Annotated in this window: 12 protein-coding genes; 4 read left to right on the forward strand and 8 right to left on the reverse strand. The window is 61.3% G+C overall.

Annotated elements, in window-relative coordinates:
* Positions 1–59: 59 nt before the first annotated feature.
* Positions 60–2,111: an AsmA family protein gene (locus ABLU73_RS19060; protein WP_062914622.1), complete on the forward strand. Its 2,052-nt coding sequence runs from the start codon at positions 60–62 to the stop codon at positions 2,109–2,111.
* A gap of 37 nt (positions 2,112–2,148) precedes the next feature.
* Here ABLU73_RS19060 and ABLU73_RS19065 read toward each other — a convergent pair whose 3' ends face one another.
* The 3 genes from ABLU73_RS19065 to ABLU73_RS19075 form a co-directional block, all read right to left on the reverse strand.
* The gene (locus ABLU73_RS19065; RefSeq protein ID WP_017900001.1) at positions 2,149–3,471 is read right to left on the reverse strand and encodes an MFS transporter; all 1,323 of its coding nucleotides are present in this window, start codon (positions 3,469–3,471) and stop codon (positions 2,149–2,151) included.
* 271 nt (positions 3,472–3,742) lie between these two features.
* Positions 3,743–4,774, reverse strand: a complete 1,032-nt coding sequence (yhjD, locus tag ABLU73_RS19070) for an inner membrane protein YhjD (protein WP_264923667.1) — start codon at positions 4,772–4,774, stop codon at positions 3,743–3,745.
* Positions 4,775–4,881: 107 nt separating this feature from the next.
* Entirely contained in the window at positions 4,882–5,781 is a 900-nt protein-coding gene (locus tag ABLU73_RS19075; RefSeq protein ID WP_023319292.1) for a LysR family transcriptional regulator, read from the reverse strand.
* A 119-nt stretch (positions 5,782–5,900) separates the two neighbouring features.
* On the opposite strand from ABLU73_RS19075, the gene ABLU73_RS19080 reads away from it, so the two are divergent.
* On the forward strand, positions 5,901–6,659 hold the full coding sequence (locus tag ABLU73_RS19080; protein ID WP_264923666.1) for an SDR family oxidoreductase: 759 nt from the start codon (positions 5,901–5,903) through the stop codon (positions 6,657–6,659).
* A 34-nt stretch (positions 6,660–6,693) separates the two neighbouring features.
* Here ABLU73_RS19080 and ABLU73_RS19085 read toward each other — a convergent pair whose 3' ends face one another.
* The 3 genes from ABLU73_RS19085 to ABLU73_RS19095 form a co-directional block, all read right to left on the reverse strand.
* Complete coding sequence (locus ABLU73_RS19085) at positions 6,694–7,227, reverse strand: GNAT family protein (RefSeq protein ID WP_017899999.1); 534 nt, start codon at positions 7,225–7,227, stop codon at positions 6,694–6,696.
* Between the two features lie 66 nt (positions 7,228–7,293).
* Complete coding sequence (locus ABLU73_RS19090) at positions 7,294–8,946, reverse strand: alpha,alpha-trehalase (protein WP_017899998.1); 1,653 nt, start codon at positions 8,944–8,946, stop codon at positions 7,294–7,296.
* A 239-nt stretch (positions 8,947–9,185) separates the two neighbouring features.
* Positions 9,186–10,334, reverse strand: coding sequence for an iron-containing alcohol dehydrogenase (locus ABLU73_RS19095; RefSeq protein ID WP_264923665.1), 1,149 nt, complete (start codon positions 10,332–10,334; stop codon positions 9,186–9,188).
* Between the two features lie 126 nt (positions 10,335–10,460).
* Here ABLU73_RS19095 and ABLU73_RS19100 point away from each other — a divergent pair, with 126 nt between their 5' ends.
* The gene (locus ABLU73_RS19100; RefSeq protein ID WP_023319290.1) at positions 10,461–11,084 is read left to right on the forward strand and encodes a glutathione S-transferase; all 624 of its coding nucleotides are present in this window, start codon (positions 10,461–10,463) and stop codon (positions 11,082–11,084) included.
* A 53-nt stretch (positions 11,085–11,137) separates the two neighbouring features.
* On the opposite strand, the gene gorA is transcribed toward ABLU73_RS19100, so the two are convergent.
* Positions 11,138–12,490, reverse strand: a complete 1,353-nt coding sequence (gene gorA / locus ABLU73_RS19105) for a glutathione-disulfide reductase (RefSeq protein ID WP_004204946.1) — start codon at positions 12,488–12,490, stop codon at positions 11,138–11,140.
* A gap of 72 nt (positions 12,491–12,562) precedes the next feature.
* Complete coding sequence (locus tag ABLU73_RS19110) at positions 12,563–13,405, reverse strand: 23S rRNA (adenine(2030)-N(6))-methyltransferase RlmJ (RefSeq protein ID WP_064794986.1); 843 nt, start codon at positions 13,403–13,405, stop codon at positions 12,563–12,565.
* A gap of 193 nt (positions 13,406–13,598) precedes the next feature.
* Here ABLU73_RS19110 and ABLU73_RS19115 point away from each other — a divergent pair, with 193 nt between their 5' ends.
* A complete protein-coding gene (locus tag ABLU73_RS19115; RefSeq protein ID WP_043522527.1) occupies positions 13,599–14,870 on the forward strand; it encodes a phosphatase PAP2 family protein in 1,272 nt (423 codons plus the stop codon).
* Positions 14,871–15,006: the final 136 nt, after the last annotated feature.

Consider the following 15,006-nt stretch of genomic DNA (forward strand, 5'->3'; position numbering starts at 1 on the left):
GAAACGCCGCTTTTTGACTATATTCAGGACTGACGTGATGCAAAAGGAGCGGAGTAGGGATGAGCAGAACCCGTAAAACGTTGGTAATCATCACAGGAACGATACTGTTGCTGATCGTTCTCTTCTTTATCGTGCTGGCCACCTTTGACTGGAACCGGCTGAAGCCGACGATCAATCAGAAAGTGTCTGCCGAGCTGAACCGCCCGTTCGCCATCCGCGGCGATCTCGGCGTGGTCTGGGAGCGTCAGCCGGAGGAGCGCGGCTGGCGCAGCTGGATCCCGTGGCCCCATGTGCACGCGGAGGATATCGTGCTGGGCAATCCGCCGGCCATTCCCCAGGTGACCATGATCCACCTGCCGCGGGTGGAGGCGACCCTCGCCCCGCTGGCGCTGCTGAGCAAAACGGTGTATCTGCCGTGGATCAAGCTGGAACGGCCCGACGTGCGGCTGATCCGCCTGGCGGAAGACAACAATAACTGGACCTTTCAGCTGGCTGGCGATCGGCGTGCCGCGGGGGACAGCGCCCCCGCCAGCTGGTCTTTCCGCCTTGATAATATTCTTTTCGACCGCGGGACTATCGCCATCGATGACAAGGTTACCCGCAGCGATATCACCATCCTCGTCGATCCTCTCGGCAAACCGCTGCCGTTCAGCGAAGTCACCGGCACGCAGGATCGGCAGAGCGCGGCGAAACCAGGCGACTATGTCTTTGGTCTTTCGCTGAAGGGCCGCTACAAGGGCCAGCCGGTCACCGGCAACGGTAAAATCGGCGGCATGCTGGCCCTGCGCAGCGCAAGCACGCCTTTCCCGCTGCAGGGCGACTTCCGCTCCGGCAATACGCGGGTGGCGTTTAGCGGCACGGTCAGCGACCCGCTCAACGTCGGTGGCATTGACCTGCGGCTGAAATTCGCCGGCGATTCGCTGCGCGACCTCTACGACCTGACCGGCGTGCTGCTGCCGGAGACGCCGTCGTTCTCCACCGACGGCCACCTGCGCGCCGACTTTAAGCAGAAAAACCGCATGCGCTTTGACTATCAGGATTTTAACGGCCGGATCGGCGATAGCGACATTCATGGCTCCCTGACCTATACCACTGGCAAACCGCGACCGAAGCTCAGCGGCGACATGGAGTCGAAGCAGCTGCGGCTGGCGGATCTCGGGCCGTTAATCGGCGTCGACTCCGGCAAAGGGACGAAGAAAGGCGCTGCGCGCCAGGCGGGCGACCGACCGCAGCCGGCGGGTAAAGTGTTGCCGGCGGACCGCTTTGAAACCGATAAATGGCAGGTGATGGATGCCGATGTGCGCTTTAAGGGCCGGAGAATCGAGCACGGCGGCACGCTGCCGATCAGCGATCTGGCGACCCACGTGATCCTGGAGGATGGCGACCTCCGCCTGCAGCCGGTGCGTTTTGGCCTGGCCAACGGGTCGATTGCCGGCAGCGTGCACCTGCAGGGCGATAAAAAGCCGCTGCAGGGTGAGGCCAATCTGCAGGCGCGGCGCCTGAAGCTGAAGGCGCTGATGCCGAACGTCGAGATGATGCAGAAAACCCTCGGCGAGATGAATGGCGACGTTCAGCTGCGCGGCAGCGGCAACTCGGTGGCGGCCCTGCTCGGCAACAGCAACGGCAACCTGAAGCTGCTGATGAACGACGGCCTGATCAGTCGCAACCTGATGGAAATTCTCGGCCTTAACGTTGGCAACTACCTGATCGGCCAGATTTTTGGCGATGAGGAGGTTCGGGTGAACTGCGCGGCGGCCAATATCGACGTGACCAACGGCGTCGCCCGGCCGCAGATTTTTGCCTTCGATACGGAAAACGCGCTGATCAATGTAACCGGGACCGCCAGCTTCGCCTCCGAGCAGCTGGACCTGACCATCGATCCGGAAAGCAAAGGCTTCCGGGTGATCACCCTGCGTTCCCCGCTGTATGTTCGCGGCACCTTTAAATCGCCGCAGGCGGGGGTGAAGGCCGGGCCGCTGATTGTCCGCGGCGCGGTAGCGGCGGCGCTGGCCACCCTGGTGACCCCGGCTGCCGCGCTGCTGGCGCTGGTTTCTCCGGCGGAGGGCGATAGCAACCAGTGCCGGACCATTTTGTCGCAGATGAAAAAGTAGGAGAGCGCCCTGACGCCAGCGGCGTCAGGGCGAAGGATCATAACGACTGGTGGCGGGTCTCGTGGGTCAGCAGCAGGGCGATCAGCGTCAGCGCCGCCATCGCCGCCAGATAGGTGCCGACCGCCGCGAGGCCATAGTTGCCCTGCAGCCAGGCGGCAATGTACGGCGCCACCGAGGCGCCGAGGATCGACGACACGTTATAGGAGAACGATGCCCCGGTGTAACGCACTTCCGTCGGGAACAGCTCCGGCAGCAGCGCGCCCATCGGGCCAAAGGTCAGTCCCATCAGGCTTAAGCCCAGCAGCAGGAAGGCGAAGACCAGCAGCGGATTGCCGGAGCCCAGCAGCGGTTTAAAGGCGAACAGGGCGAACAAAATAATCATCGTGGTGATGATAATCATGCTCTTACGACGACCAAAGGCATCCGCCAGCAGGCCGGCGATCGGCACCATCACGCCAAAGCCAATCACTGCCATCATCAGCATCCACAGCACTTCGTTACGCGGCAGGCCCAGGCCATTCGGCGCCGCGCCGGTGCTGAAGGTCATCGAGTAGACGGTCATGATGTAGAACAGGGTATAGGTTGCCAGCATGATGAAGGTGCCCAGCACCGTCACGCGAACGTGTTTGGTCAACAGGGTACCCAGCGGGATTTTGACCTGTTTTTTCGCCGCCGCCACTTTGGCGAAGACCGGGGTCTCATGCAGCGAAACGCGAACATAAAGACCGATGATCACCAGAACCGCGGAGAAGATAAACGGCACACGCCAGCCCCACTCCATAAACTGCTGATCGGTTAACAGCCAGGAGAGCAGCAGGAAGGTGCCGTTGGCGAAGAAGAAGCCGATCGGCGCGCCCAGCTGCGGGAAGGAGCCGTACAGGGCGCGCTTGCGCGCCGGGGCGTTTTCCGTAGCCAGCAGCGCCGCGCCGCCCCATTCCCCTCCGAGGCCAAGTCCCTGACCGAAGCGCGCCAGCGCCAGCAGCATCGGCGCGACAATGCCAATGCTTTCATAGCCGGGCAGCAGGCCGATCACCACGGTGGAGATCCCCATGGTTAACAGCGAAGCCACCAGGGTAACCTTGCGGCCGACGCGATCGCCGAAGTGGCCAAACAGCGCGGAGCCGATTGGCCGGGCGACGAAGGCGATGGCGAAGGTGGCCAGCGATTGCAGGGTGGCCGCGGCGGCATCGCCCTGCGGGAAGAAGATATGCGGGAAGACGATGACCGCGGCAGTGGCATAAATGTAGAAGTCGAAAAACTCAATGGCGGTGCCAATGAGCGAGGCGACAACGACTTTATTGCGTGAGTTGACCGGGGCGGTTTCCTGCGTGTTTTCGAGTGTGGTGGCTGTGGCTTGCATAGATCTTTCTTATTTTTGCGCGAACGAAAAGCCATATAGCCACAGCCACAGGGACATTTCAATCTGTAACAAACGAGGGGAATGCGCAAAAAAGCGGCAAAAAGCGGATAATTTTTACGCCAGAAAAAATAGTTCTATGAAATGCTTCACACAATTAAAAGGATAGAGAATAAAACCAGTTTTTCGTTAAATAAAAGTTACGCGCTGGATTTATCTGCTGAAATCAAGCGCGAGGATGAATTTTGCCTCTTTTATTCATCCTCGCAATACGTCAGCGGTGGGTTTTGCCCGGCATCCGTCGGTCGTCTTTATACTCCGCGGTGGCGATCCACGCGGCGCAGAACAGCGTCAGGCGGGCAAAGAAATAGAAAAAGGCCATCAGCCCGAGCACCGATCCGAACGCCGCCCCGGAGGGGGATTTCACCAGCGCCGGCAGCGTCCAGGTCATGACGATTTTGATGATTTCAAAGCCAATCGCCGCGATAAGCGTGCCGCGAAACAGGGCCTTGCGCCGCGGACGATGGCGCGGCAGCCGCCAGAAGATCCAGAAAAAGAGCAGATAGTTGGCAAAAATAGAGATGGCGAGACCGATCAGCCGCCAGGCGGGTTTCAGCCATTCAATATTGTCCAGATACAGCGCGGAGATAATCAACTGCTGGGCGGAACCGGCGACAGAGGTGATCGACAGCGTAATAATCAGCGCCACCAGCAGACCGATCAGCGAGATAAGATCGCGGAAGTATTTTATCCAGATTTTCTCCTCGTCCTGCGGCCGGCGCTCCCAGACGTCGCGTGACTGAGCGCGGATCGCTTCGCGCAGGTTGCCCATCCAGTTAATACCGGAATAGAGCGCCACCAGCAGGCCGACCACACCGACGGCGGTGCGCTGCTGCACCGCGGTGTTGATGGTGTTTTTCAGCGTCGCCGCCAGCGTCGGGTCGCTGACGTTTTGCAGAATTTTGTCGAAAATGTCCTGCAGCAGGGTCGGATGCCAGGCCAGAACGAAGCCGGCGGCGGCAAATGAGACCATCAGGATCGGGATCATCGACAGGAACGAGAAATAGGTGATGGCCGCGCCGAACTGATTTCCCAGCCGGTCGTTGAAGCGCTCTGCGGCGCGTAGCAGGTGGGCGATCACCGGGTTGCGCTGCACTTTAGCCGCCGTTCCGGTGACGGTCTTCAGCGCCTGGCTGGCTTTTTGGCCGACGGCCATGTCATTGAGGGCGTCGAGGGGGCTTTTGCTTTTCTCCGGCTGCGTGTCCGGTTCCTGTGGTGGGCGTCGATCGTCGTTTTCCGGCGTCATACGTAATTTCTTCCTTTTTTACCGCGAGATTCAGCAAAAAGTATACCTTAAATGCCGTATCCTGCAGGAACGCATCTGCCCGCCCCCCCGTTCATCCTTCGCGCGGATCAATCGACGTAATCTTTCATCAGGCTACCCAGCCACTCCATAAACAGATGCACGCGGCGGGAGAGGTTGCGCCGGTGCGGGTAGATAAGCGAGACCGGCAGCGGCTCAGCGCGGTACTGGGGCAGGATCTCGATCAGTTCGCCGGCGCGTAACGCCTCGCGCACGCCGGTGCGCGGCACCTGAATAATTCCCAGCCCGGCGATACAGGCCGCCTGATAGGTTTCCGTGCTGTTGACCGTCAATATGCCGCCGCTTTTTACCCAGCGCACGGCGCCGTCGATCACCACCTCGAAGCCGGAAGGACGGACCCCGAGAGTGCTGGCGTAGTGGATCAGGGCATGATCCGCCAGATCCTCCAGGGATTGCGGGTAGCCAAAACGGGCCAGGTAGTCCGGACTGGCGCAGTTAATTTGCGTCAGCTTGCCCAGCGGGCGGGCGATAAGCCCGGAGTCTTTGAGCGCGCCGACGCGCACCACGCAGTCAAACCCCTCGCGGATCACGTCCACCAGCCGGTCGCTGCTGCTCAGCTCCAGTTCGATGCCCGGATACTGCTGCAAAAAAGTCGGCAGATGCGGGATCACCAGCTTTTTGGCAAAACCGACCGGCATATCCACCCGCAGCCGGCCGCTGATGCTCGCCGGATCGTGCTGGAACATCCCGTCCAGTTCGTCGAGATTGCTCAGCAGATCCTTCGCCCGCTCGTAGTAGACCATCCCATCCTGGGTGAGCTGAACCCGACGGGTGGTACGGTGCAGGAGCCGCACGCCAAGATGGCTTTCCAGGGCCTGAATCTGCCGCGAGACGCTGCCTTTCGGCAGCGCCAGGGTCTCGGCGGCGCGGGAGAAGCTCTCCAGATCCGCTACGCGAATGAATAACTGCATTGCATGAATTTTATCCATGCCGATGGCCTATTGTTGTTGTGAATGAAACAGTAAAACGTAATGTAGCGTATTTATTGTTTTACTGGCAGTTAATAAGCTAGAACACAATCACAACGCAACCTGAAAGGGGTCTTCTGATGACACAACGTATCGCTTTAGTGACCGGCGGCAGCCGTGGCCTGGGTAAAAACGCCGCGTTGAAGCTGGCGGCGAAGGGAACCGACATTCTTCTGACCTATCACAGCAACCGCCAGGCGGCTCTCGATGTGGTGGCGGAGATTGAGCAAAAAGGGGTCAAGGCGGCAGCGTTGGCGCTGAACGTCGGCGATTCCTCAACATTCGACGCCTTTGCCAGCGAGGTGGCGCTGGTGCTGGCGCAGAAGTGGGGACGCACTACCTTTGACTATTTACTGAACAACGCCGGGATCGGCCTCAACGTCCCCTTCGCCGAGACCAGTGAAGCGCAGTTTGACGAGCTGATGAACATCCAGTTCAAAGGGCCGTTTTTTCTGACCCAGCGGCTGCTGCCCCTCCTGCAGGACGGGGGGCGGATCCTGAATGTCTCCAGCGGCCTGGCGCGCTTTGCCCTGCCGGGCTATGCGGCCTACGCCGCGATGAAGGGGGCGATGGAGGTCCTGACCCGCTATCAGGCGAAAGAGCTGGGCGGACGGGGGATATCGGTGAACATCATCGCGCCGGGGGCCATTGAGACCGATTTTGGCGGCGGGGAGGTGCGTGATAACGCCGAGGTGAATCGGCATATCGCCGCCCAGACCGCGCTGGGGCGCGTCGGGCTACCGGATGATATCGGCGACGCCATCGCCGCCCTGCTCAGCGATGAGCTGGCGTGGATGAACGCGCAGCGTGTGGAAGTCTCGGGAGGGATGTTCCTCTGAACCCCGCTGTCATCAGACCGTGAGCGGCGGCGCGCTAGGGCGCATCGCCCTCCGCGCGCAGCCGACCGAACAGCCAGTCGTTGTGCCAGCGTCCGTTGAGCCAGTAGTTCTCCCGCAGCTCCCCCTCCAGCCGGAACCCGGCTTTGAGCAGTAACTGCTTAGACGCCTCGTTGCCGGCGGTGACGGTGGCGGTCAGGCGGCGGACGCCGCCGGTGGTGAAGGCGTAGTCGCACAGCGCGCGCAGCGATTCGTAGCCGTAGCCCCGGCCCTGCGCCGCCGGGGCGAAGAGAAAGCCGACCTCGGCTATGTCGCGCTGATGATGTAGGTAACCGGTGAGGCCGAGCGGGGTATGGGTCAGCCTGTCGCGCACCACCAGGCACAGCCAGTGTGCATCCCCGGGCGTCCACGGCGGCAGCCGCGAATCGAACGCCTCGCGGATGGCCGCCTGCGGCCGGGGGTCGGCCACGTAGAGCATGACCTGCGGATCCTGCTGCAGGGAAAGAAAAAACGACCAGTCGTCCAGCTGCAGCGGTGAGCAGCGCAGGCGCGGCGTCAGAAGTTCAGGCATAAGCGTCATTCCGGGCAGGGCGAATCTCCTGAACATAGCAGGAGAAGGCCGCCGGGAACAGCCCGACTAGGTTGGCTCACCGTACAGGCCAATCAGCCGGCGCACCACGCCGTTGGTCCAGCCGAAGCCATCCTGCAGGGGATACTCCCCGCCGCCGCCCTCATGCGGCACGCCGGTGGCGATGTGGTATTTCTCAATCAGCTTGTGGTGCTGCTTGTAGAAGTGGTTGACCGTCTGCAGCCAGCTCCAGGCGATCTCATCTCCCAACGGATCCTGACCGTAGCGTTTAAATCCCTGCACCGCCATCCACTGCAGCGGCGCCCAGCCGTTGGGTTTATCCCACTGCTCGCCGCTTTCGTATTCGGTGGCCATGATCCCTCCGGGGGTGAGCAGGCGGGCCCGCACCGCATCGGCAAGGCGTTCCGCCTGTTCGTGGGTCGCCAGGCCGACGTAAAGGGTGACAATGCTGGCGGCGGAAAACAGCGCCAGCTGTTCGCGGCGCCAGTCATAATCGCGAAAACAGCCGTTCTCATCGTCCCACAGGTAGCGGTTAACCGCCGCCCGCCGATCCTGAGCCTTCTGGCGAAAGGCTGCTTCCGTCTCGCGATCGCCCTTCAGCCCGGAGAGGTTGGCGATGGTCGTCTCCAGCTTGAACAGGAAGGCGTTCAGGTCGATGGGGATAAACTGCGTGGTACGGATACTGGCCAGCCGCGTGATATCCCGCAGCCAGCGGCTGGAGTAGTCCCAGCCGGACGCGGCGCCCGCCCGCAGATCGCGGTAGACTTCATTAGCCGGCCGTCCCGAGTGGCGGGCGGTCTCCACGTCCTCGCGCCACGATTCATCCCGCGGCGTGTCCCGATCGTCCCAGTAGCGATTGAGCAAGGAGCCATCCGGCATACGCACCACGTGCCGATACGCCTGATGCGGGATCAGCGACTCGGCGCCGTCCATCCAGAAGGCGTGCTCCATCTTCAGATGATCCAGATAGCGCTTCGCGCCGCGCACGCCGTCCTCTTCAAAAAGTTCGACCATCAGGGCGAACACCGGTGGCTGCGAGCGGCTGAGGTAGTAGGTGCGGTTGCCGTTCGGAATATGACCGTAGGTTTCAATCAGCCAGGCGAAGTTATCGGCCATGCATTTCAGCAGATCTTCCCGGCCGCTCTCCGCCAGCCCCAGCATGGTGAAATAAGAGTCCCAGTAATAGGTTTCGCTAAAGCGGCCGCCGGGGACGATATAGGCCTGCGGCAGCGCCAGCAGCGACGACCAGGGGATATGATCCTGAGGCTCGCGGGTCAGCACCGGCCACAGCTTATCGATGTGCTCTTTCAGCGTCAGGTTGGGGTCGGAGGTGTAAACGTCGGTCTGGCTCTCCGGCAGCCAGAAGTTGTCCTCAACGAACTGCCGTAGATCGAAATCGGGCTGACGTTTGACCTTCCGGTAGTTCCGCAGGATGTCCAGCGGGTCGTGCTTCGGCGCGCAGTCGGGAAACGTTTTGCTGTCGGCAAAAATGCGTGATTTCTGCACGTTGGTAAACAGCTCAAGATAGCGATCCGCCGGGGTGAGGGCGTCAGACGCCGGAAGCCCCTCGATCACCTCAGGCTCCGGTTCAGCGTCAATCATCTCATCCAGCTTTAATTCGTACGGATCGGCTTCGTAGCAGGGATCGATGTCGATCCTTAACTCGTCGTCTTCAACGTGGCGTAATTTCTGGCTGAACATAGCGATACGGACCTCCGGATAGCGTGAGTTCGCGGCCGGGCGTACCCGGCCTTGTCTTTTAAGCGTAGACAGTCGCTTCGGTGAGTGTGAAGCAAACTGTGCGTTAGATCACGCTTTTTCGCCTGCAGGGGACGCCGTGGTTTTTAAGTAACGCCTTGATAAATCATTAATAAGTCCGCGCTTGGGCGAAGATAAAATTCGGAGCATTCATTATGCAACAAAATTTTATCCCGGGGCGCTCACTCCCACGCCGCCTCCAGCATCTCCAGCAGCTGTTCGCTGCTCAGGCTGACCGGATTGGCCTTCATCGATGAGGAGGTGCTGGCGGCCAGCGCCGCCGGCTCCAGCGCGTCGCGCGCCACGCCGAGGTCGCGTAGGGTGCCGAGACCGGCGCGAAGGCTCCATTCCCGCAGACTGTCCCAGACCCGATCCGCCGGAACCTCCAGCCCGTCGGCCAGCCAGCGGCGAACATCGTTGAAGCGCTGGCGCAGGGCGGGGTCGTTTATCTGCGACTCATTCAGCGCCAGCCCAAACGGCAGCAGGCTGCCGCACAGGGCACCATGCGAGGCGCGGCTCAGGCCGCCCAGCGGGCCGGCGAGGCCATGGATCACCCCCAGCCCGGCGTTCGCCAGCGCCAGTCCGCTGCACAGGCTGACCCAGGCCATCTCGTCGCGGCTGGCCGGGCACTCTTTTTCCATCAGAACCTTCAGCGCGCGGATACCCCGCGGGATCGCCTGTTGACAGAGGGCGTCGGTGAAAGGGGTGGCCCGGCTGCAGAGCCACGGCTCTATCACCTGGGTCAGGGCGTCAAGGCCGGAGCTCAGGGTGATACTCCGCGGCGCGTTGTCGGTTAGCGCCGGGTCGACAATCGCCAGGTCAGGCAGCATCCGGTCGTCGCGCAGGCTCACCTTCCGCTGCTGTTCCGGAACGTTGATCACCGCATTTTTGGTAACCTCCGCGCCCGTCCCGGCGGTGGTGGGGATCGCCACGAACGGCAGGGGACTGGCTTCCAGCTGACGGCCCGTTCCCACCACCTCCAGATAGTCGATCACCGGGCCGGTGGCGGGCGCCAGCGCCGCAATCGCCTTACCGGCGTCAATCACCGCGCCGCCGCCGAGGCTGACCACCGCCCTGATCCCTTTCTCGCGCGCCAGCTGGACGCCCTGCTCAATATCGCTAAGCCAGGGTTCGCGACTTATCGCCAGCGTCGTGACTGCAAGCTGCAGCGCCTCCAGCTGCTGGCGGAGAAACGCCGCCCGCTGCGGGCTGGCACCATGCACCAGCAGAATGGGACCACCCTGCTGCGCCAGCCAGGGGGCGGCGCTCTGGGCCTGACCGCGGCCAAAACGAATATTGGCGGGCATCAAAACGGTAAAAGGGGTCAACATGTCGGGTTCCTTTTCGGCAAACAGGCTGGAATCAACTATACACATTATCCAGCGCTCTGCCTTGTTGCTGGCTGGCAATAGAGTAGAGTGAATGAACTGTCTTTTATGGCTGAGGAATCGCTGACGATGCTAACAATTCTGGGCAAACGCTCTTCAATCAATGTACGGAAAGTGCTGTGGACCTGCGAGGAGATCGGGCTGGCGTACCAGCAGGAGGATTACGGCAGCGGGTTTAAGCCCCTGGACACCCCTGAATTTCAGCGCCTGAATCCTAACAGCCTGGTGCCGGTGCTGCTGGACGATGACTTTGTGCTCTGGGAGTCGAACAGCATCTGCCGCTATCTGGCGCGGAAAGCGGAGCGCTGGGATCTGCTGCCCGCTGAGCCGCAGCCCGCCGCCGAGGTGGAGCACTGGATGGACTGGCAGGCGACCGAGTTCAATAATGCCTGGCGCCATGCCTTTATGGGGCTGGTGCGTAAAGATCCTCGCTTTCAGGATCCGGCGGCGATTAAAGAGAGCATTGCCACCTGGACCCACTGTGTGCGCATTGTCGAGGCGCAGTTGCAGCGTACCGGGGCGTGGATAGCCGGCGAGCGCTTCACCCTGGCCGATATCGTGCTGGGGCTGTCGGTGCATCGCTGGAAGATGACGCCCTTTGCGCATCCGGAAATGCCGGCCGTGGAGCGCTGGTATATGGCGCTCAATCAGCGCCCGGCGTTTATGCGCCATGGCAATAACGGCGTGGCCTGAGCATAAAAAAAGAAGCCCCTCAGGGCTTCTTTTTATCATCCGGCGCTCGCGTGTTAGCGCATGGTGACGAACTCTTCTGCCGCCGTCGGGTGAATAGCGACGGTATTGTCGAAGTCTTTTTTGGTAGCGCCCATCTTCAACGCCACCGCAAAGCCCTGCAGCATCTCATCCATTCCGAAGCCGATGCCGTGGATGCCGACAATCTTCTCTTCTGGGCCAACGCACACCAGCTTCATGCGGCACGGCTGGCGGTGCGAGGTGACGGCGGTGTACATCGCGGTGAAGGAGGATTTGTAGACCTTCACCGCGTCGTCGCCATACTGCTCGCGCGCCTGCGGCTCGGTTAAGCCGACGGTGCCGATAGGCGGGTGGCTGAAGACCACGGTCGGAATATTGTTGTAGTCCAGATGCTCTTCCGGCTTGTTGTTAAACAAGCGTTCGGAGAGGCGACGGCCTGCGGCCACGGCCACCGGGGTCAGTTCGACGGCGCCAGTGTTATCGCCCACGGCGTAGATGCCCGGCACGCTGGTGTTCTGGAACTTATCGACGATGATGTAGCCTTTATCGTCGGTTTTCACGCCGGTAGCCGCCAGGTTGAAGTTATCGGTCGCCGGTTCGCGGCCAATCGCCCAGATCAGGCAGTCAACGGTCTGGCTGCGGCCATCTTCCAGCTCAAGGGTCAGGCTACCGTCGGCATGCTTCACCACCGCTTTCGGGATGGCGTTGGTATGCAGCTGCGGACCTTCGGCGTTCATCACTTCCACCAGCGTGTCGACGATCAGCGGATCGAAGCTGCGCAGCGGCGCGTGCTTACGCACGAACAGGTGGGTCTCAGCGCCGAGGCCGTTAATCACCCCCGCCAGTTCAACGGCGATGTAGCCCGCGCCGACCACCGCCACGCGCTTCGGCAGCGCCGGCAGTTCGAAGAAACCGTCGGAATCAATACCGTATTCCACGCCCGGAATGTTCGGGTGGCTCGGACGGCCGCCGGTGGCGATCAGGATATGATCGGCGGTAATGGTCTCGCCGTTCACTTCCACGGTGTGGGCATCGACAAAGCGCGCAAACCCTTTGATCACGTCGACGTTATTCTTACCCAGCACGTTGTCGTAGGAGGTATGAATGCGGTCGATATAGGCGCTGCGGCTGGCGACCAGCTTCTCCCAGTCGAAATGGTTGATGGTGGTATCGAAACCGTAGTCCGGGCCGTAAAGATGAATCGCTTCGCGGATCTGCGCCGCATGCCACATCACTTTTTTCGGCACGCAGCCGACGTTGACGCAGGTGCCGCCCAGCGCTTTGGCTTCAATCAGCGCGCACTTCTGGCCGTACATGGCCGCACGGTTAATCGAGGCGATACCGCCGCTACCGCCGCCGATGGCGAGGTAATCATAATGTTTGCTCATGCCCATATGTCCTTAATCGTTGATTGCCGCGATTGTAGCGCGAGGCGTAAAAGGTTCCACCGATGGTTGCGATTACTCCGGCACGATCCAGCTGACGTTCGTGTGACCGGTACCGGCCGGCACCAGCTTGCTGTGTAGCCACGGCAGCACATTGTTCATCTGCTGCTCCAGCTTCCACGGCGGGTTGATGACGATCATCCCGGAGGCGGTCATGCCGCGCTGGTCGCTGTCCGGACGCACCGCCAGCTCGATTTGCAGAATTTTGCGGATACCTGTGGCTTCTAAATCTTTGATCATGCGTTTTATTTGCGCGCGCAGCACCACCGGATACCACAGCGCGTAGGTGCCGGTGGCGAAGCGTTTATAGCCTTCGTTAATCCCGGTCACCACCGCCTGATAGTCGGTTTTAATTTCGTACGGCGGGTCGATCAGAATCAGACCGCGGCGCGAGACCGGCGGCAGCTTAGCTTTCAGCTGCTGGTAGCCATCGGCTTTATCGACGCGCGCGCGGCTGTCTTTCTGGAACTCGGCGCGCAGCAGCGGGAAGTCGCTCGGGTGCAGCTCGGTCATCTGCAGGCTGTCCTGCTCGCGGAGCAGCTGGCGGGCGATCAGCGGGGAGCCCGGGTAGTAGCGCAGCTGGCCGTTACGGTTGAAGTGTTCGACCACCGAAATATAGGGCTCAAGCTCTGCCGGCAGGTCGTCCTGCTGCCAGATCCGGGCGATGCCTTCGAGATACTCGCCGGTACGCTCGGCGTGCTCGCCGCTCAGCTGATAGCGGCCCGCGCCGGCGTGGGTGTCCAGGTAGAGAAACGGTTTTTCTTTCTCTTTCAGCGCTTCGATGATCAGGCTCTGAACGGTGTGTTTGAGGACGTCGGCGTGGTTGCCTGCGTGAAAGCTGTGGCGATAACTGAGCATGGATGCAGAGATTCCGGGAAATAAACAAGTTAACCGATAGTTTACCGCAGATCGGCCGAGATTACCGCTGCGCCGCCGCGCTGTTTCATTTCTGCCAAAAGCGTTGCAAAACATAACGCTGTCATAAAAGCGTCAAACGGCCGCGCTAGCGTCGGATACAGGCAAGGTAATTGTTTGAATAAAAGGAAAAATAATGAAAAATCAACTCTCGCTGCTGGCCGTGGCGCTGCTGCTGGCGCAACCGGTTCTGGCTAAAGACATCCCGCTGAACAGGGCGGCGGCCCTCGCCAATAGCGTGACGCCGGCTGCCTCCAGCCAGGCGTATGACGATCTTGAGCAACAGGCACTGGCGCAGCTGCGCCACGCTCTGCAGGGGGATGCCGCCGCGCTGACACGCGATCGGCTGGCGCACGCGAAACAAAACAAAACCCAGGCCGATACCGCCTGGCTGAAGGCCAGCGGCTATGACTTCCAGACCCGGGCCAATCAGCAGGCGGGCATTGCGCTGCTGTCGGCGTTCAGCAGCCTGCCGGAGACCGTCGTGCAGCAGAATCTGGCGACGGTCACCGCCATTAACCGCGACGCCGTACAGACCACCCGCCGTCAGGCGCTGGCCGATGCGGAAGGGATTAGCTACCTCTACTTCCTCAGCGACGCGCTGGGGCCGCGGCTGGGTAACGCGTTTCTGACCGCCTATGACCAGGGCGCGCTAGGGAAAGCGGCGGCGCTGATCAAAGCCTCGGAGGTCAGCACCGGCGAGGCGAAAAAGCACTACAACAATCCGCGGCCGTTTCTGGTGCAGGGCAACACCATTCACCTGGTGCCGGACGACGTGGTGGTGAAGGATAACCAGCCCTATACCGCCGACGGCGGCTCGTTCCCCAGCGGTCACACCAACACTGGCTATACTGATGCGCTGCTGCTGGCGGCGATGATCCCGGAGCGCTACGACGCGCTGGTGGCGCGCGGCGCACGCTATGGCTATTCGCGCATCGTGCTGGGTGTCCACTATCCCCTGGATGTGATCGGCTCGCGGATGGTGGCCGAGCGCAACGTGGCCCATTATCTTAACGATCCGCGCTACCGGGTATTATTTAACGAAGCCCGCGATCAGCTGCGCGCCGCGCTGGCGAAAGCCTGCGGCACATCGCTTGCCGAGTGCGCGAAGAGCAGCGTGAAAGACGATCCCTGGCGCGATCCGGCGATGCGTGATTTCACTCGTTTCACCATGACCTACGACCTGCCGCGGCAGACGGGGCCGCAGCCGCGCCTGCAGGTGCCGGAGGGGGCGGAAGTGCTGCTGGAGGCTGCCCTGCCGCAGCTGTCTGCGGCCCAGCGCCGGGCGCTGATGGTCAATACCGCGCTGCCGGCGGGCTACCCGCTGTCCGGCGCCACCCCCGAGCAGCAGTTCTGGCAGCGGGTAAATCTGTCGGCGGCCTGGGAAATGGCGCAAAAAGGGCATTAATGCGGTTTCCGGCACGCTGCACCGCGTGCCGCGTTTTTCCGGCAATGGGCGGACTTATCGCAGCAATACCCAGGCTGACGCACCGCCCGTCATTGAAATTCCCCCAACTATCCCCCATTCTAGATCTCATGCATAA

This window comes from Klebsiella sp. GG_Kp175 (assembly GCF_040062325.1).
Classification (GTDB): domain Bacteria; phylum Pseudomonadota; class Gammaproteobacteria; order Enterobacterales; family Enterobacteriaceae; genus Klebsiella; species Klebsiella quasipneumoniae.